Here is an 18185-nt window from a genome sequence, read left to right on the forward strand (position 1 = left end):
AAGTATCGTTATTCATCTCTACCACTAAATAGGGTGGTAATTATTTATATACTGCACGTTCTCCGCCAATTAGCTTAGGACGTGTTGTTGCAATCGTCACAACAGCTTCTCCTACCATTTTTACCGATGTTCGAACAGGTACAGCTACTGCTTTCAAATGCATACCGATTAATGTTTGTCCAATATCAATACCTGCATGTGCCTGTATTGTTTCAACAATCACTGGGTTATCAAATTGCGTATAGGCATATGCTGACATTGAGCCGCCTGCCGTACGTACTGGGACAACCGCTACTGGATCATAGCCAAATTTTTCAGCTGTTGATGCTTCCATAGTAATGGCGCGATTTATATGCTCACAACCTTGGAATGCTAAAAGCAATTGATGCTTTGCTGCAAATTCTTGTAACGGCTCAAAAATGGCTTCTGCTATCTCCAATGCTCCCGCTGTGCCAATTTTCTGACCAATCACTTCAGATGTAGAGCACCCTACTACAAAAATTGTATGGGGTCGTAATGTTACTTGCTCTTCAAATTCACTGAGTAACTGAGTCAAATGTGTTCGTATTTGTTTTACAACCATTAAGCTCAGCTCCTTCATCTATATCCATTAAAATCATGCCATATATGACATCCTATAGGAATGCCATATATGGCATAACAAAACTATTATTGCTCTAGTTCAGTAATTTTTTCAATACGGCGTACATGGCGGCCACCTTCAAAATCGGTTTCTAGCCATGCTTGTACGATTTCACGTGCAAGGCCAGGGCCAATTACACGTTCGCCCATTGCTAAAATATTTGAATCATTATGGCAACGCGTTGCCTTGGCACTAAATACATCATGCACTAATGCACAACGTATGCCCTTGACCTTGTTAGCGGCAATGGACATACCAATTCCTGTGCCACAAATTAAAATGCCTTTATCAAATTCTCCGTTAGCAACACCCTCAGATACAGGTTTTGCATAGTCTGGATAGTCTACTGAATCCGCAGATTGTGGACCAAAATCTTCGTAGCTAATTTGAAGTTCATCTAATAGCTGCATAATCTCACGACGTAAGTTATTGCCTCCGTGATCAGAAGAAATTGCTATTCTCACTGGGTTCCCTCTTTTCGAATTATAGTCAACCTTAGTGTACCACTTCTTTCTGAAGAATAACACGATTTTTCTTATGTTTTTACGTTGATTTTTCCTGAAAGACGAACATTAATTGTATGTTAACACAAAATTATTCACTTTTAAACTTATTTTTTTGTGGATAATGTGAATATCATGTTAATAAGTTCGGATAATGGTCTTTTGTTGTAATATTCCATCTACTGAAGTTTTTTTAGCTTTTTACTTACAGTGGACATAAATTGTCCTTTAATAAAAAAGGTTATACATAAATCCGATTTTTCATGGGATTTATGTATAACCTTCAGGACTATGCTTGTCTATCAAATTGTTGGATCATTTTATGCAATGCTTCCGATTGCTTTTTCAAACTTTGAGCCAGATGCTCGACTTGTTCAATTGCATAGGCTTGCTCTTCAGCAGCACTACGAACTTCCTGTGCACCTGCTGACGTTTGTTCCGCAATGGCAGCAACTTCCTGTGATTGTCGAGCTGTCGTTTCAATATTATGCATTTGCTGTTCAATTAAAGAAGAAATCTCAACAATTGATGTTGCCATTTCATGTACATTAGAAGCCATATTTTCTACTGCTGTCGTTGTTTCAGACACTCGATCGGCTTCCTTTGTTGCAAAGGCAACTTGTTCGTTCATTTGTTTCACAACTACCTCTACGTTTTGCTGCATGGTTTGAATTAAAGCTGTAATTCCTTGCACTGCTTTTGCACTTTCATCAGCCAAACCACGGACTTCTTCAGCTACTACTGCAAAGCCTTTCCCATGTTCTCCTGCACGAGCAGCTTCTATAGAGGCGTTTAGTGCCAACAGATTGGTTTGTGCTGCAATGTCACCAACTAAGCTAATTATTCGTTCTACCTGTCCAGCATTCTCTTCTAGCGCATGAATGCTTTTTAATGCCTCATTATTGCCTGTCGCAATTTGTTGAATACTATTCACTAATGTTTCAATGGCTTTTGTTGTTGTCGATAAATTATGTAGAATCTCTTTAGTTTGTGATGCTGATGCTTCTGCCCTACTATTTACCTCTGTTGCAAGCGTTCTTACATCTTCAATCGCTTCAGCAGTATCTTGTACAGCAGTTGCAGATGCTTCTGCTCCTGTAGAAATATGCTTTACGGTAGATGCAATGCCTTCTGCCTTTCTTGTTGCCACTCCTGCTTCATCTGAAAGCTGAATAATCGATTGATTCGTTTGTTGGAAGTTATGATCAATACTTTCCACCATTTGACGCAAGTTTAACACCATTTGTTGGAATGCCTCTGCAACAGATCGAATCTCATCATTTGTATTAGGCATTTGTACATCCTGTCCTATTTTTCCTTCTGCCACAAGTGTTGCTGAATGTTCAAGCTGCTGTAACGGCTTGATGAGGATTACACTTAAAAAGGCAGCTAATATCCCTGACCAAGTTATGCCTAACGCATACGTAATCACTTCAAAAACTTTTCGATTTGTGTCAGGGAAGAAGGTAGGTTGTAAAAACTCAATGAATATAAAACTGACACTGTAGGTGATTAGTGCAAGAACACTAACAAATAACACCAACTTTAGGCGTAAACCAAATTGTTTTTTCATAGGACCCCTCAATTCTTTTCTAGTTTTTGTATTAATTGATCAACCAGTTCTTTTAATTCTGCAAATGTTGCTTCATAAATTGCTCTATTACCACCATAAGGATCCACTACATTTTCTAAACTGCCCTCATTTGTATACTCTTTCAATGTAAATACTTTATGCTCAGCTTCTGGATAATTGGAAATGACGGTATCTTTGTGAGCAGTCGTCATCGTTAAAACTAAGTCTGCCCATGCCATTTCAGCTTGTGATAATTGCGTCGCAAAATGTTGATGGGACATTTGGGCTTCATTTAACACTTGTTGTGCATGTGCTGACATTTGTGCATTAGGCATCGCATAAATACCCGCTGAGCGCACTTCTACATTGTTTATTTGTTTATGTTTTAAAATAGCTTCTGCCATCGGACTGCGACAAGTATTGCCTGTACAAACAAATAATATTTTCACACTTATCACTCTCCAATTTTATCTATTGTTGAATAGCTAGAATACTCATGATTATAAATATAATGCCAGCAATGATTTGAATTTTATTGCCAAAAAAGACTTGGCTCCTACGTGCTATAACTAATGACCCATAAGCACAAATTAATGCACTTAAGCCTGCACTCATAATAAAAATCGTTTTTTCTAAGTTAAGCATACCAAAAGAAACACTAACTGAAAAGGTGTCTAGGCTTGCAGTCACTGCTAAAAGTACAGGTGAAATCGTTACTTTTTCATCTCTGTGAGAAAATAATAATAAATGCATCCCGATACAAAATAATAAAATACTTGAAATCCATTGTCCCCATTCTAATAGAAATCGAACTAAATAGCTTCCTAATTCAAACCCTAATAAAGGAAAAAGCATATGTAATGCAGCCGTCCATAATGATAAAAATAATCGATATCTAACATTTGGCAGCAAAACATATAGACCAATCACATCAACAGACGTTAATATACCTGCAAGAATTCCCTGCAAGAACGCACTCCTTCGCTCCCTAATATTTTATCATTTTATGCTCGAAAATACATTATTATCATAACTGTTTACTATTGTTTTTCATTTTTAACATATAATAATTAGACAAAAAAAGACAAAAAACATGTGGTTTTTCAATGTCTTTTGCCTATAATTGTTCTATTATTATTTACAATGAATACCATTTACCTCCAGAGGCTTTTTCAAGTCTATTCATAATAGCTGCACCTACTCCTTCTATTGAAGTAGTTGTTGCTAATATTACGGTAGCGGTAGTTTTATCACATGCTCTAAGTGCATTATATAAGGCCGCACCCATTTCTTCTTTACTTCCTGCTTCACCAATAGAGAAGTAAAAATCCACTTTAATTTCTTCAAAGTTCTCAGGTGCAAGTAGTGCTACACTATGTCCTTGTCTCTGTAAATGCAGAACAGCTTCGTTGACTTCCTCAACATCACAGTCTATTAAATACACGGGAGCATTTGGTGCATAATGCGTATATTTCATTCCCGGTGCCTTAGGCGTTGCGTCTAGCTTCTGTTCTATTTTAGTTGGTTGAATCACTGGACCAATCTTAGCCTCAAGCATTTCCTTCGTAATGCCACCTGGACGTAAAATTACTGGAGGTTCATGTGTCACATCTAGTACAGTAGACTCAAGCCCTATGCCTGTAGAACCTCCATCTAAAATATAAGGTATGTACCCTTCTAAATCATCTAAAACATGAACGGCTTCTGTAGGACTTGGCTTTCCACTACGATTAGCGCTCGGTGCAGCAAGCGGTTTTTGGAGCTGTTGTAGTAAGGCGAGCGCTACTGGATGATCAGGCATTCGAATGCCAACTGTTGATAACCCAGCTGTGACACTTTTAGCTAATACATCTGGCTTCGCTGGCATCACCAGTGTTAATGGTCCTGGCCAAAATAAATCCATGCATTGTTTAGCTATGTCAGAAATATGTTCGATATAGATCGCTACTTCCTCTTTTGTACCAACATGGACAATTAAAGGATTATCTGAAGGTCGACCTTTTGCTTCAAATATCTTTTTAACTGCCAGATCATTTGTGGCAATCGCACCTAAGCCATAAACCGTCTCTGTTGGAAATGCGACTACCTCTCCTGCATTTAAGATATCCACAGCTTGTGTATAATTAATCTGACTATTCACATTACTGTCCACAACCTTACAAACAGTTTTCATGATTAATACCTACCTTCAATTATTCGTTTTTACTGAATTATCCACATATTGTTTATAACTTAATAAAAAATGTGTATAAGTTGTCTGAATTTGTGCACAATTCATTCAAAAAGTCCTTTAATCCATTCCCATATAAAGAATGTAACTTGTTCTTTTTCTTCTACTTCTACTTCTTCTTTTACCTCTTCTTTATCAGGCTCACATATCGATGGGAAGATACTGCACCACCAGTTATCTCCACGGGCATCACCAATCTTTACAACAATTGATTGATAGACATTTTGTGGATAAAGTACAGCACCTTGTCTTTTTGGTGGGAATAAATTATCCCCAACAACAACTTGTGCATCCAATTGTGGATAATTTTCGCTCAGTTCAGCTTCAATTTGTTGTTTTAACGAAAGAATTTGCTCATTCCCAGCAAATCCAGCCGTACCCAGTTGTAGAAAGTATGGCTTTAAATCTTGGACAAGCTGCTGTTTCTCTAGCTGATCTTGTGCAGTATTACTGTTTGCGATAACACGTATACGAAAATCTTTTTCTTGCACATCACCGGAAGATTCCTTCGCCAAACCTACTAATGTTGGAATATATAAAACACATAACTGTAAAACAATCGCAATTAATACTAGTCTAGCAAAAGCTAGAAAGATATTTTGTTTAGGTAATCTAATAATCTTGTATTCGTTCAACATAAAAATCCCTCCTTGCTCAACATTGTTGGCAAGAATAAGAAACTTTATACATGTAGCTCACAAAAAATCATTCGAGGTTTACCGTTAATATCTTTTTCTACTGAAACTGTCGCCTGTGGAAAACTATCTTGAAAGAATTTGGCTACTTTCTCCCCCTGTGTATAACCGATTTCTAATCCAATCAACGCTGGCCTATTCATATAAGCTGGTAATTGTTCGGCTAATTTTCTATATAAAATAAGACCATCTTCCTCGGCAAAGAGGGCACTATGCGGCTCATGCTCTAGCACAACGCTTGACATTGCTTGTGCCTCATCAAATGCGATATACGGTGGGTTCGATAAAACAATATCAAATTTTTCTCCTGCAAGTGGAGCAGCTAAATCTCCCAATCTAAAATCAATATCTGCCTCTAATTGCTTTGCATTTTTTTGAGCAGTTGCTAGTGCAGCTTCTGATAAATCGGTAGCTATGACCGTTAATGCTGGGCATTCCAGCTTCATTGAAATAGCAATGGCTCCACTACCTGTACCGATATCAGCCAGCTTCAATGTTTGCTTTGTAAATAATTTAGGTAGTCGATTAATTGTTCCAAGCACCAATTCCTCTGTTTCAGGTCGTGGTATTAAGACAGATTCATCGACTAAGAATGAACGGCCATAAAACTCCTCATACCCAACACAGTATTGGACAGGGCGTCCATTGACATGTTCTTCTATGAGCTCATTAAATCTCATTTGCTGCGCTGCTGTTAATTCATCTTGCAAATGCAACATAACTTCTCCATAACTAGTACCAAGCACATGTTGCATAACAATCCGCGCTGCTGTTTGTTCACAACCATTATCCACTAAAAAAGAAGAAGCCCACTCAAGGGCCTCCATCACATTTTTATAAGTCATCATTTAAACGCTCTAACTTCGATGCTTGTTCTTCTAAAATAAGAGCATCGATAATCTCATCTAGTCTGCCTTCAACGATTTGATCTAGCTTTTGAATCGTTAAGCCGATACGGTGGTCGGTTACGCGGTTTTGTGGATAATTGTATGTGCGAATTCGCTCAGAGCGGTCACCAGAACCAACAGCTGATTTACGTGTAGCATCAATCTCTTTTTGCGCTTCCTGCATATACATATCTGCAACACGAGCACGAAGAATTTTCATTGCTTTTTCACGGTTTTTAATTTGTGAACGTTCATCCTGCATCGAAACCACAACACCTGTCGGTAAATGGGTCATACGAACAGCAGACATTGTTGTATTTACAGATTGACCACCCGCACCAGAAGATGCGAATGTATCTACACGGATATCTTTTTCATGGATTTCAACATCTACTTCCTCAACCTCGGGTAAGCAAGCAACTGTTGCTGTTGATGTATGAATTCGACCTTGCGATTCTGTAGCAGGGACACGTTGTACACGGTGTGCGCCATTTTCAAATTTGAATTTTGAATAGGCTCCTTGTCCATTAATCATAAAGATTACCTCTTTATAGCCGCCCATTGGGTTTGGTGTAGCTTCCATAATATCAATTTTCCAGCCTTGCGTTTCTGCATAGCGAGAATACATACGGAACAAGTCACCTGCAAAAATATTAGCTTCGTCACCACCAGCTGCCCCACGGATTTCCATAATAACGTTTTTATTATCATTCGGATCTTTTGGAATTAATAAAATACGTAATCGCTCTTCTAGCTCTTCCTGCTGTGCTTTTAAAAGGTTAAATTCTTCCTTTACCATTTCGTGCATGTCAGGATCTTTTTCGCTATCTAACATTTCTCGTGTATCTACTAGCTGTTCTTTAACACTTTTATATTCACGATAAGTATCTACTGTCTCTTGGATATCTGATTGTTCCTTAGAATATTCGCGTAATTTCTTACTATCATTAACAATATCCGGATCGCTCAAAAGCTCAGTAAGCCTTTCATAACGATCTTCCACTGCTTGTAATCGATCAAACATGGATTTCACCTCTATTTAGTTTTTTAAATTGCTCCTTTTTTACAGAGAAGCCGCTTTCATCAAAATTACGCTAAGGCGTAATGGTTTTTTCATTTCTTATTTCCACTACTTAGTATAAGGAAATTTTCACATGTATGCTACTTTTTCTTAGCGCTTTAACAAGCTACTTAGCTTTAAAGCGGTGGATTTGCATGACATTTTCGGCAAACAGGATAATACGAATCATTGCCACCGATTTGAATTTGATCTCCTGTGTAAACTGGCTTTCCACTTTCATCTACTCGCAAATTCATTGTTGCTTTTTTATGACAGAACCAGCAAATTGTTTTCATTTCCTCAATTTTATCTGCATATGTAAGCATGTACTGGCTACCTTCAAATAGCTCATTTTGAAAATCATTTTTTAAACCAAAGCCCATTACGGGAATGTCCAATTTATCCACAATGTTAGCTAGCTGTAAAACATGTGCTTTTTTTAGAAATTGAACTTCATCCACAAGCACACAATAAGGTTTGACAGCATTAGTTTTCACTATTTCAAAAATATTTGTATCTTCATAAACAGGAATGGCTTGTTGTCGTAAACCTACTCGACTGGAAACGAAGCCCACCTCATCACGTGTATCTAGACCTGAAGTAAACATCATTACAGGTTTTTGTTGTTCTTCATAATTATGGGCAACTTTTAGAATTTCTATTGACTTCCCACTATTCATTGCACCATGTTTAAAATATAGCTGTGCCATTTTGTCTTCTCCCTTTCTTTGTGTCAATCTGGATTTTGAAAAGACTTGCATCAACGTGTATTATTTACTGAAAAAAATACCTGCCAAGCGCATGCTTGGCAGGTATTAAACTAACATTAGTTTTTAAGACCGTATTTTTTGTTGAAACGATCCACGCGACCATCAGCAGACGCGAATTTTTGACGGCCAGTGTAGAATGGGTGACATTCGTTGCAGAACTCGACAACGATGTTTTCTTTTACTGAACCAGTTTTGAAAGTGTTCCCACAAGAGCAAGTTACTGTTGCTTCTTTGTAGTCTGGATGAATTCCTTGTTTCATATTCGTTTTCTCCTCTCGCCCTGAACCATCTGGAACAGAGTATTATCGAACTGTACCTTACATAGCCCGAATATGTCGACTACAAAAGTTGTGTCGAAGTGGAACGTCAGCTACATATGTACACGTTGCATACTTTTGAAGTATAGCATAGACATTTTATCATTTTCAAGTAAAAAATATTAAAAGCAAACCATCCCTAATACCTAACCGCGAACTTCACGATAATCATTGTCTACTAACCCAATTTTCTCATTTCGTTCTTTAAAGCGAATATTATGTGAAGATACATAGGCTACTTTCGGTGCATCTGGCTCCAAGTATAGTTTTGCACTATTTAATGCTAGTATTCCATCAGTAAATGCACCAGCTATTAATCTAACTTTACTAGGATGATCAATAAAATCACCAGCTCCATAGATACCCGCTACGTTCGTTTCCCGATTCTCATTAACAATTGCTACGCCATCCTGAATATTTAATCCCCATTCTTCAAGCGCACCGTAATCGCATTTTAAACCATGATTTACAATGACAGCATCTACCTTTACTCGTTCCAATTCATCGGTATCTTTATTAACAATGGATACAGATTGAATTAAATCACCGTCCCCATGCAATTGAACCACTTCATAGGGCGTTTTTACATGAACTAAGGATTCTTTCATACGTAAGACATTTTTTTCATGTCCACCAAAATCATCTCGCCGATGAACAATCGTGACGCTTGCGGCAATTGACTCTAGCTCATTAGCCCAATCAACCGCAGAATTACCACCACCCGAAATCAACACATGCTTGTCTCGGAAGATTTCTAATTCCTGAACTGTATAATGTAAATTCGTTACTTCGTAGCGATCCGCTCCTTCAATTTCAAGCTTTTGCATAGAAAGGACGCCATAGCCTACTGCTAAAATAACCGTTTTGGAATAATGCTTTTCTCCTGTAGAGGATGTTAAAATAAATGTTCCATCCTGTTGCTTATCTAACTTTTCCACTTTTTGATTTAAGACAATCGTTGGATCAAAGGTTTCAGCTTGCTCCACAAGTTGTTTAATAAGCTGACCACCTAAAATAGGTGTTACTCCACCTACATCCCAAATCATTTTTTCAGGATATATTAACATACGACCACCTAGTTGTGAGCTATACTCGATAATTTTCGTTTTTAAATCTCGCATTCCACTATAAAAGGCAGTATAAAGCCCTGCTGGACCACCACCAACAATCGTTACATCATATAGTTCCTCTGACATTTCCTCTTCTCCATCCCCTTCTAATCTATTCAAACGTAAATTGTTTGACAAGAATTAATCTAATAACCGTCTATTCTTTCCCCTCATGGCAATACTATTCACACACAAAGGAAAGAGTGCTATTTACTCTTTTAATCGTGCTAGTAAATACAAGAAATAAGGTGCTCCTAAAACTGCTACCACAATCCCTGCTGGAATTTCTGAAGGTTCTAAAATGGAACGACCGATTGTATCAGCCATTAACACTAAAAAACCTCCTAATAATGCTGCGGTTGGCAATAAAAACTGGTGTTTAGCCCCAACAAGCTGTCGAGCTAAGTGTGGCGCAACAAGGCCAACGAAACCAATTCCACCACTTACTGAAACACTAGCTCCAGCCAAACCAACAGCAGCAGCCAACAACCAGCGTCGCTCTTTTTCTATCGAGGCACCTAGTCCTACTGCTGTTAATTCGCCTAAATTCAATATGTTTAATACACGTGATTTTGAATAGACGAATGGCAATAAGATAACTAACCATGGTAATAACGACAGAACAAATCTCCAATTTGAGCCCCAAATGCTACCCGCTAGCCATGTTGCTACAAATTGATAATTCTCTGGTGATAGACGTAGTGTTAGCACAATCATAGCCGAGCTAATCCCTGCTGCCACAGCTACCCCAGTTAAGATTAAACGCATTGGTGTAATCCCCTCATGGCGTCGATAAGAAAGTGAATAAATCAGTACAGCTGTCAAACCTGCTCCTACAAAAGCCAGTATAGGCAGTAAATAAACAGGTGCTGCTTTCGTAGTTGGAAAAAATGACACATAGAGCATAACCGCTAGTCCTGCTCCTGCATTAATCCCTAAGATTCCTGGGTCTGCTAAGGCATTTTTAGAAATGCCCTGTAAAATAGCGCCTGATATAGCTAACCCCATACCTACTAATACAGCAATCACAATTCTTGGAAGTCTGAATTCATATAAGATAAGCTGCTGTTGTGCATCACCTTGACCAAAAAGAGTCCGAAGAACCTCCATTGGTGTCAGTTTAATGACACCTGTATTCATACTTATGACAAAGGTAATAACAATTAACACAATGAGCGTAGCAAGGATGGAAAAGTGTTTCCTTTTCGCCTTTAGCTGACTTGGTGTTAAATAGCTGTTACTCATAGTTCTTTCCCTCCTTTTCGAGCTAAATAAAGGAAGAATGGTACTCCAATAAAGGCTATGAGCGCACCAATGGGTGTTTCATATGGTGGATTAATAACACGTGCTACTAAATCAGCTAACACAACAAGCAATGCTCCATATACCAAGGAACAAGCGATGATCCAGCGATAATCATGACCAACTATGTATCTGGTTAAATGAGGGATAATTAACCCTACAAAACCAACCGCACCGACAACAGAAACTGCTGCACCCGCTAAAACTAAAACAATGATCATTCCCCATACTTTTACCACAGCAGTACGTTGCCCTAGCCCTACTGCAATTTCTTCACCTAAGCTCAGTACGGTGATGGAGCGTGATAGGATAAGAGCTCCTATCATCGCAACAAGTATCCATGGAGATAAGATTTGTAGATGGCTCCATTTTGTGCCCGAAACCCCACCCGCATACCAAAATGCGAGGTCTTGTCCGATACGAAAATAAAGAGCAATTCCTTCTCCGAGCGCCCCAAGTAACGCACTAACAGCAGCTCCTGCTAAAACTAGTCGCATAGGTGTTAAGCCACCTTTAGAAAGCGAGCCAATACCATAAACGATGGCCACACCAAGACCTGCACCTACAAAGGACCATAAAATTAAATACATATAAGGCAACCCAGGGAAGAAGGCAAAACATACGGCTAACATAAAGGCAGCTCCTGAGTTCAAGCCTAATAACCCTGAGTCTGCTAAAGGGTTACGTGTCATCCCCTGCATAATCGCACCCGCTACCGCAAAGCTTGCACCGACTAATGCTGCTCCAAGTACCCGTGGTAAGCGAATATCATGGATAATTTGATGTGTTGTTAATTCTGGTGAAAAATGGGTAACAGCTGTCCAAACAGTAACCAATGAAATATCTGCTGCACCAAAAGAAATTGATAAGCCAATGGCAACTATTAATCCAATTACTCCTACGATTAAAGCCACTACTCCACGGATCGGATGAGATCGCTTCTGTAGCTCTTCTAAATCGTGGAGCTCTCCTACTCCTGTCGACGTAGTCATTTTATTTCCTCCTCATAACTTCCAACTAGCTTTTATTTTTTCATATCGTACAACTGATAAGATAGGCAGATTGGATTTTCACTATAGGGACATACAGCCATTTCTGCATCAATATTAAATACCCTTTGTAAATTTTCTTTTGTCATCACTTCTTTTGGACTGCCATTCACCATTAAATTGCCGTCTCTCATGGCCATCATAAAATGAGAGAACCGAGATGCATGATTTAAATCATGTAAAACCATGATAATTGTTCGTCCTTCTTCCTTATTTAGTTTTTGTAGCAACAATAAAATATCGAGCTGATGTGCTAAATCTAAATAAGTTGTTGGTTCATCCAGTACTAAAATATCCGTGCCTTGCGCCAATGCCATAGCAATCCATACTCTTTGACGCTGACCACCTGATAATGCTTCGATTGGTCGATCACTAAATTCTCTTAGTCCCGTAACATCAATAGCCCAATGGATATATTCATAGTCTTCCTTTTGCAATGTACCAAACCCTACTTGATGAGGAAAACGACCATAGGATACCAGTTCAAAAACCGTTAATCCTCCTGGTGCTGTTGCTGTTTGAGGTAAAATAGCCATTCTTTTGGCCACTTCTTTTGTTTTCAATTGATGTATAGCTTTGCCATCTAAATAGACAGCTCCATTTTGTGTGCGTAATACACGTGCTACAGCCTTTAATAAAGTAGACTTGCCACAACCATTTGGACCAATAATCGTGGAGATCTCCCCTTTCGGAATCTCCACACTTAAATCATTGACGATGAGCGCTGAAGAGTAACCAATCGCAACATGATCTATTTCAAGTACTGACATCTTTAACTTCCTTTCACTTTTGAGAATGCTTTTACTTTTAAATTTGTAAACCAAATTGGGCTGTATACAAGCCATAGTAAGCATTTTGGCGTTCCATTAATTGCTCATGTGTGCCTTCTTCAATAATGCCCTTTTTCGATACCACAACAATTCTGTCTGCATCCTTAATCGTTGCTAAACGGTGGGCAATCACTAATGTAGTACGACCGATAGAAAGCTCGTTTAAGGCTTGCTGGATAGCTTGTTCTGTTTCTGTATCCAATGCAGATGTTGCTTCATCTAGTATTAAGATTTTTGGATTTTTCAAGAAAATACGCGCAATTGATAATCTTTGTTTTTGTCCACCTGATAATTTGACACCACGTTCACCTATGAGAGTATCCATGCCTTCTGGTAAAGCATTAATTACATCCGTCAGTTGTGCTCGTTGTGCGGCATACCAAATATCTTCTTCACTGGCATTTAAATCACCATAGGCTATGTTTTCTCGAATGGTACCATCGAATAAAAAGACATCTTGCTGGACAATCCCGATATGCGAACGTAAAGATTGCAGTTTAAAATCTCGTATATCAACACCATCAATCTTAATGGAACCCTCATTCACCTCATAAAAACGTGGCAATAGGCTACAGATGGTAGATTTCCCTGCACCAGAAGGGCCTACTAAGGCAACCGTTTCACCAGGACGTACCTTTAAATTAATTTGATGTAAGGCATGATTATTGGCAGCGTAGCCAAACGATACATTAGAAAAAGTAATTTCACCATCAATTTCATCGATTGTTTTCGCTTCTGGACGGTCCGCAATTTCGGGCTCCGTTTCGAGGAATTCAATATAGCGCCTAAATCCTGCCATGCCCTTTGGATAGCTTTCTATAAACATATTGATTTTGTTAATTGGGCCTAAGAGAATACCTGATAGTAAAATAAATGCGATAAAATCGCCATTTGTTAAATGCCCATTTAATACAAAATAAGCCCCAACAAATAAAGTAAAGAGTGATAATACCTTCGTGAGTATGCCTGAAATAGCTTCATTCCAAGCCATTACTTTATAGGAAAACAGCTTTGTCATACGGAATCTTTCATTATTTACTTTAAAGCGTTTAATCTCATGATCTTCATTTGTAAAAGCTTGTACAACACGAATACCACTTACATTGTTTTCAACACGTGCATTAAAATCTGCAATATCTCCAAACATTTGACGGAATGCCTTGGACATTAATTTCCCGAAAATAATGGTTAAGATTAAGATAATCGGAACAAGTAAGAAAATAAGAATCGTAAAGGTTGGATCAATATAGTACATGACACCAAATGTTCCAATAATCGTCATCGCTGCAATAAAGATATCCTCTGGACCATGGTGAGCAAGTTCACCAATATCCATCAAATCATTTGTTAAACGAGAAACAAGATGCCCTGTTTTGTTGTTATCAAAATATCTAAAGGATAGCTTTTGTACATGGCTGAAGGATTCTTTTCTCATATCCGTCTCAATATTAATGCCCAGCATATGTCCCCAATATGAAACGATAAAATGAAGAATGGAGTTAAAAATATATAATCCAAACAGCAATAAACTCGCCATAATAATCCATTTCAATTCCCCATCTGGCAGAATATCATCAATTACTTTATTTAAAACAATCGGAAACGCAAGCTCTATTAGTGCCACTAATATGGCACAGCTAAAATCTAAAATAAATAAGCCTTTATAGGGCTTATAATATGAAAAAAATCGCCGTAATAACATGGTGTAGCCTCCTATCGTGATCTCGTTTTACGTATCTATAAATGAGCTATCTACAATAGCTCTCCTGTTATCTAGTTATTGTTGATGAGCCTTTGTAAATTCAACTATTTTGTCAGCTAGTTCTTCAGCTTGGTGTAAGCCAGAGAGCGGATCAGAAGCAAAATAATATTCAGATGGAAGCTCTAATACTTGATTACTTTTAACGACATCTAAGTTTGTCCATGTTGCTGGTAACTGGCCATCTTTGTTAAAGAAATTAATCATGAAGTTATAGTCACCTACATAATCACCTACTACTTCATAGGAAATCTCATAACGTCCATTACTTGCTTCCTTTGTATCAAAAATCTCCTGCACCTTTTCTTGAGGTTTCATGCCCAAAATTTGATAGAGTGCTCTACCGCCCGATACACTAGATTTCCCTATAATCGTTGCATTTTTTTCAAACATTTCATAAATAGTAAATGTAGATCCTTTTGGAATCACATCCATGATTTTTTCTTTAGCTTTTGCGATCCGATCTTCAAATTCTTTTGTAAAGGCCTTAGCCTCTTCTTGTCTTCCTAAGTAATTCCCCATTGCCTTAATCTCCTCAATCGCTGATTGATGGGCATCTTCAGCGAAGACAATTGTCGGGGCAATTTTTTCATATTTCGCTACATCTTCAATATTCCAAGTAATAATCAAGTCTGGCTTTAACTCTAAAACTTTTTCTAATGACACCTTACCATCTGTACCAATATTCGTAATTTCACCATCCTTATAGTGTTGCTTTAAGAAAGCAGCATAATCAAGATTAGCCGTTACGCCTCCAACTGGTACAACATCTAACGCTAAAATTTGCCCCAGATACCAATCAGTTACGACTCTCTCTGCCTGCATTGGAATTTCTACTTCGCGTCCACTATCATCTGTTACGGTTCTAGTCTCTGCCTTCTCGGGCGAAGTTGGTTCATCAACCTTAGATTGGCTTGTCTCTTCATTACACGCTGCCAGTAAAACGAACAGGCTTAATAAAAAAGGTAGCTTTATATGGTGAATCATCTTCTTCATCATGATTTCATTTTCTCCATTCTCAAATCGTTTTGCTTGCGCGAGCTGATTATTATTGTATTGAAAATGATTCTCATTTGTAATGGCAATTTCGGACATATTAGATGTATATTTCAGCCTAAAGCTACTTGGAGCCAGTTTTGTTGCTTTTTTAAAAGCACGGCTAAAATAATATTCATCTTCAAATCCAAGAGATATGGCAATTTCTTTTATGCCATATTGATTGGTTAATAAATACTGCTTAGCCTGCTCTATTCTTAATTGTTGTAAATATATTTGTGGACCTATTTCATAGCGAGCTTTAAAGATGCGTAATAAATGTCGTGTACTAATCTGAAGCATATCTGCTAATGTCTGGATAGATAATGGTTGATGAATATGTTGCTTTATAAATAATCGTGCAGCTTCTGCCTTATCAATTTCATGTGGTTTCCCTTGTCCTTCTGCTAATTCTCGAAAGACATGATAGATAAGCTCATAGAAGGATGCCCTTACAGATAAATGCTCCTGTATAGAGCCAGATTGCCATTTGCTATACATATCCTGAAGGATGCTGTGAATGACTATCGGATTTGCGGGTACACAAGAGAAATGTGTTTGGAATGGTTGATAGTGCATGTGCAAATGCTGCATAAAGGCATCTTTGTACATGACATCTCCTTTATAGCTAATGAGAAAATAGCTAATACTCTGCTGTGCCCTAATGTGAAGAGATTGAGATTTACCTAGATGAAAAATACTGAAGCGCTGCACATGATAAGATTGATCATCAATGACAATCTGTGCACCGCCTGCTGTGACAATAAGAAACGAGCTATATGTTAAAACCTTTGACACATGAATGTCTGATTTATTTATGTAATCGATTTGCTTCAACTGGATAAATGCATTTTGCCAAAGAAGCATATAGGCATCATAATTCATCTTCGTCTCCTTCAGAACACATATTTACTTACCATTATATTGATAATGATTATCAATTTCAATATACATTTATAAAATAAACATATACAAAAAAAAATCACCACTGACAATTTGATTGTCAATGGTGATGCCCTTTATAAAAGTCCCTTACCCTTTGTTGCTTTTTTCATATCTTCGTTTAGCTTTTCAAAAAATTCTTCATTTGATTTTGTTGTACGTATTTTTTTCAGGAAGCGCTCTGCAAAATCAGGTGCATCAGAAAACGTTTTACGAATTGCCCATAGCTTTTCAAGTTGTTCTGGTTCCAGAAGAAGCTCTTCTTTACGTGTACCCGAACGACGAATGTCAAGCGCAGGGAATATACGGCGTTCCGCTAACTGACGATCAAGATGAAGCTCTAAGTTCCCTGTTCCCTTAAATTCTTCATAGATAACTTCATCCATACGAGAACCTGTATCTACTAAAGCCGTCGCTAAAATTGTTAAACTACCGCCTTCTTCAATATTACGAGCCGAACCAAAGAAACGTTTCGGTCTATGGAATGCAGCAGGATCAATACCACCAGATAGTGTACGTCCACTTGGTGGAATTACTAAGTTATAAGCACGAGCTAAACGTGTAATAGAGTCCATTAAAATAATTACATCACGTTTATGTTCCACTAAACGTCGTGCGCGTTCTAATACTATTTCAGCCACTTTGACGTGGTTCTCAGGTACTTCATCAAATGTTGAGCTGACAACATCTGCATTGACAGAACGTTCAATATCTGTCACTTCCTCAGGTCGTTCATCAATCAATAGGACAATTAACTCCGCTTGCGGATGATTGGTTGTAATAGCGTTCGCAATCTCTTTTAATAAAGACGTTTTCCCTGCCTTTGGCGGAGCTACAATTAATCCACGTTGTCCAAAGCCTACTGGTGCCACTAAATCCATTATACGTGTGGATAAATTGCGTTGTGTTGTTTCTAGTTTAATTTGTCGATTTGGATATAAAGGTGTTAGTGCTGGGAAATGAACTCGTTCTTTCGCTACTTCAGGATCTTCGCCATTGACAGCATCTACTTGTAATAGGCCATAATAGCGCTCATTTTCCTTCGGTGGACGCACCTTTCCTGACACCTTGTCCCCATTACGCAAATCAAAGCGACGGATTTGGGATGCAGAAATATAAATATCTTCTTTACTTGGTGAGTAGTTGATTGGTCGAAGGAAGCCGAAGCCCTCTTGCGAAACAATTTCTAGTACGCCTTCCATAAAGAAATAGCCCTCTTGCTCTGAACGCGTTTTCAAAATAGCAAATATCAATTCTTTTTTCGTTAGCTTGCTATAATAAGAAATTTTATATTGGCGTGCAAGGGCGTAAAGCTCTTTTAACGTCATGTTTTCTAATTGAGCGATTGTCAATGCAGACATATGCACAACTCCAGTCTTTTTCAAAATATAATTCAATTTAATGGGGTTATCATTGAAGTTTACGATTGGCTCTGCTAACGCTTATATGGTTGCCTTTAATAATATCTATTGAAATACTTC

Annotated in this window: 18 protein-coding genes; all 18 read right to left on the minus strand. The window is 38.1% G+C overall.

From position 1 onward, the window contains the following. Positions 1 to 40: 40 nt before the first annotated feature. A complete protein-coding gene (locus HXV90_RS12605; RefSeq protein ID WP_016992753.1) occupies positions 41 to 583 on the minus strand; it encodes a TIGR01440 family protein in 543 nt (180 codons plus the stop codon). Between the two features lie 86 nt (positions 584 to 669). Further along, entirely contained in the window at positions 670 to 1107 is a 438-nt protein-coding gene (rpiB, locus tag HXV90_RS12610) for a ribose 5-phosphate isomerase B (RefSeq protein WP_004269466.1), read from the minus strand. Between the two features lie 328 nt (positions 1108 to 1435). Beyond that, entirely contained in the window at positions 1436 to 2719 is a 1284-nt protein-coding gene (locus tag HXV90_RS12615; protein WP_004269465.1) for a methyl-accepting chemotaxis protein, read from the minus strand. An 8-nt stretch (positions 2720 to 2727) separates the two neighbouring features. Further along, positions 2728 to 3168, minus strand: a complete 441-nt coding sequence (locus tag HXV90_RS12620) for a low molecular weight protein arginine phosphatase (protein WP_054548714.1) — start codon at positions 3166 to 3168, stop codon at positions 2728 to 2730. Between the two features lie 22 nt (positions 3169 to 3190). Next, entirely contained in the window at positions 3191 to 3688 is a 498-nt protein-coding gene (locus HXV90_RS12625) for a manganese efflux pump (RefSeq protein ID WP_048395616.1), read from the minus strand. Between the two features lie 169 nt (positions 3689 to 3857). Further along, positions 3858 to 4892 carry an L-threonylcarbamoyladenylate synthase gene (locus HXV90_RS12630; RefSeq protein WP_269897353.1) on the minus strand — a complete coding sequence of 345 codons (1035 nt, stop codon included), beginning with the start codon at positions 4890 to 4892 and terminating at the stop codon, positions 3858 to 3860. Positions 4893 to 4993: 101 nt separating this feature from the next. Continuing rightward, the gene (locus HXV90_RS12635) at positions 4994 to 5587 is read right to left on the minus strand and encodes a stage II sporulation protein R (RefSeq protein WP_066036937.1); all 594 of its coding nucleotides are present in this window, start codon (positions 5585 to 5587) and stop codon (positions 4994 to 4996) included. A 44-nt stretch (positions 5588 to 5631) separates the two neighbouring features. Continuing rightward, positions 5632 to 6492 carry a peptide chain release factor N(5)-glutamine methyltransferase gene (gene prmC / locus HXV90_RS12640; protein WP_112117318.1) on the minus strand — a complete coding sequence of 287 codons (861 nt, stop codon included), beginning with the start codon at positions 6490 to 6492 and terminating at the stop codon, positions 5632 to 5634. Continuing rightward, positions 6479 to 7555, minus strand: coding sequence for a peptide chain release factor 1 (prfA, locus tag HXV90_RS12645; protein WP_004269459.1), 1077 nt, complete (start codon positions 7553 to 7555; stop codon positions 6479 to 6481). Before prfA ends, prmC begins: the two co-directional genes overlap by 14 nt. A gap of 173 nt (positions 7556 to 7728) precedes the next feature. Further along, positions 7729 to 8301, minus strand: coding sequence for a thymidine kinase (locus HXV90_RS12650; RefSeq protein ID WP_048395608.1), 573 nt, complete (start codon positions 8299 to 8301; stop codon positions 7729 to 7731). A 116-nt stretch (positions 8302 to 8417) separates the two neighbouring features. Next, positions 8418 to 8621, minus strand: a complete 204-nt coding sequence (gene rpmE / locus HXV90_RS12655; protein WP_004269457.1) for a 50S ribosomal protein L31 — start codon at positions 8619 to 8621, stop codon at positions 8418 to 8420. Between the two features lie 203 nt (positions 8622 to 8824). Beyond that, positions 8825 to 9874, minus strand: a complete 1050-nt coding sequence (locus HXV90_RS12660) for an NAD(P)/FAD-dependent oxidoreductase (protein ID WP_269897354.1) — start codon at positions 9872 to 9874, stop codon at positions 8825 to 8827. Positions 9875 to 9997: 123 nt separating this feature from the next. Continuing rightward, a complete protein-coding gene (locus HXV90_RS12665) occupies positions 9998 to 11032 on the minus strand; it encodes a FecCD family ABC transporter permease (protein ID WP_009371943.1) in 1035 nt (344 codons plus the stop codon). Continuing rightward, positions 11029 to 12081, minus strand: a complete 1053-nt coding sequence (locus HXV90_RS12670) for a FecCD family ABC transporter permease (RefSeq protein ID WP_269897355.1) — start codon at positions 12079 to 12081, stop codon at positions 11029 to 11031. The genes HXV90_RS12665 and HXV90_RS12670 overlap by 4 nt, the downstream gene beginning before the upstream one ends. Before the next feature lie 32 nt (positions 12082 to 12113). After that, positions 12114 to 12908: an ABC transporter ATP-binding protein gene (locus tag HXV90_RS12675; RefSeq protein ID WP_048395606.1), complete on the minus strand. Its 795-nt coding sequence runs from the start codon at positions 12906 to 12908 to the stop codon at positions 12114 to 12116. 37 nt (positions 12909 to 12945) lie between these two features. Next, positions 12946 to 14670 (minus strand): ABC transporter ATP-binding protein, encoded by a 1725-nt coding sequence (locus tag HXV90_RS12680; RefSeq protein ID WP_103117424.1) that lies wholly within the window; start codon positions 14668 to 14670, stop codon positions 12946 to 12948. Between the two features lie 75 nt (positions 14671 to 14745). Beyond that, entirely contained in the window at positions 14746 to 16647 is a 1902-nt protein-coding gene (locus HXV90_RS12685; protein ID WP_269897356.1) for an AraC family transcriptional regulator, read from the minus strand. 134 nt (positions 16648 to 16781) lie between these two features. Next, positions 16782 to 18065, minus strand: coding sequence for a transcription termination factor Rho (gene rho, locus HXV90_RS12690; RefSeq protein ID WP_016992739.1), 1284 nt, complete (start codon positions 18063 to 18065; stop codon positions 16782 to 16784). Between the last annotated feature and the right edge of the window lie 120 nt (positions 18066 to 18185).

It is taken from the genome of Lysinibacillus sp. JK80, assembly GCF_027557635.1.
GTDB lineage: Bacteria > Bacillota > Bacilli > Bacillales_A > Planococcaceae > Lysinibacillus > Lysinibacillus capsici.

Excerpts from the sequence above, each read along its gene's own strand:
- HXV90_RS12650 (WP_048395608.1), bottom strand. The coding sequence starts at position 8,301 with ATGGCACAGCTATATTTTAAACATGGTGCAATGAATAGTGGGAAGTCA.
- rpmE (WP_004269457.1), bottom strand. The coding sequence starts at position 8,621 with ATGAAACAAGGAATTCATCCAGACTACAAAGAAGCAACAGTAACTTGC.
- HXV90_RS12675 (WP_048395606.1), bottom strand. The coding sequence starts at position 12,908 with ATGTCAGTACTTGAAATAGATCATGTTGCGATTGGTTACTCTTCAGCG.
- HXV90_RS12665 (WP_009371943.1), bottom strand. The coding sequence starts at position 11,032 with ATGAGTAACAGCTATTTAACACCAAGTCAGCTAAAGGCGAAAAGGAAA.
- HXV90_RS12685 (WP_269897356.1), bottom strand. The coding sequence starts at position 16,647 with ATGAATTATGATGCCTATATGCTTCTTTGGCAAAATGCATTTATCCAG.
- prmC (WP_112117318.1), bottom strand. The coding sequence starts at position 6,492 with ATGATGACTTATAAAAATGTGATGGAGGCCCTTGAGTGGGCTTCTTCT.
- HXV90_RS12630 (WP_269897353.1), bottom strand. The coding sequence starts at position 4,892 with ATGAAAACTGTTTGTAAGGTTGTGGACAGTAATGTGAATAGTCAGATT.
- HXV90_RS12605 (WP_016992753.1), bottom strand. The coding sequence starts at position 583 with ATGGTTGTAAAACAAATACGAACACATTTGACTCAGTTACTCAGTGAA.
- HXV90_RS12660 (WP_269897354.1), bottom strand. The coding sequence starts at position 9,874 with ATGTCAGAGGAACTATATGATGTAACGATTGTTGGTGGTGGTCCAGCA.
- rho (WP_016992739.1), bottom strand. The coding sequence starts at position 18,065 with ATGTCTGCATTGACAATCGCTCAATTAGAAAACATGACGTTAAAAGAG.
- HXV90_RS12635 (WP_066036937.1), bottom strand. The coding sequence starts at position 5,587 with ATGTTGAACGAATACAAGATTATTAGATTACCTAAACAAAATATCTTT.
- HXV90_RS12670 (WP_269897355.1), bottom strand. The coding sequence starts at position 12,081 with ATGACTACGTCGACAGGAGTAGGAGAGCTCCACGATTTAGAAGAGCTA.
- HXV90_RS12680 (WP_103117424.1), bottom strand. The coding sequence starts at position 14,670 with ATGTTATTACGGCGATTTTTTTCATATTATAAGCCCTATAAAGGCTTA.
- HXV90_RS12615 (WP_004269465.1), bottom strand. The coding sequence starts at position 2,719 with ATGAAAAAACAATTTGGTTTACGCCTAAAGTTGGTGTTATTTGTTAGT.
- prfA (WP_004269459.1), bottom strand. The coding sequence starts at position 7,555 with ATGTTTGATCGATTACAAGCAGTGGAAGATCGTTATGAAAGGCTTACT.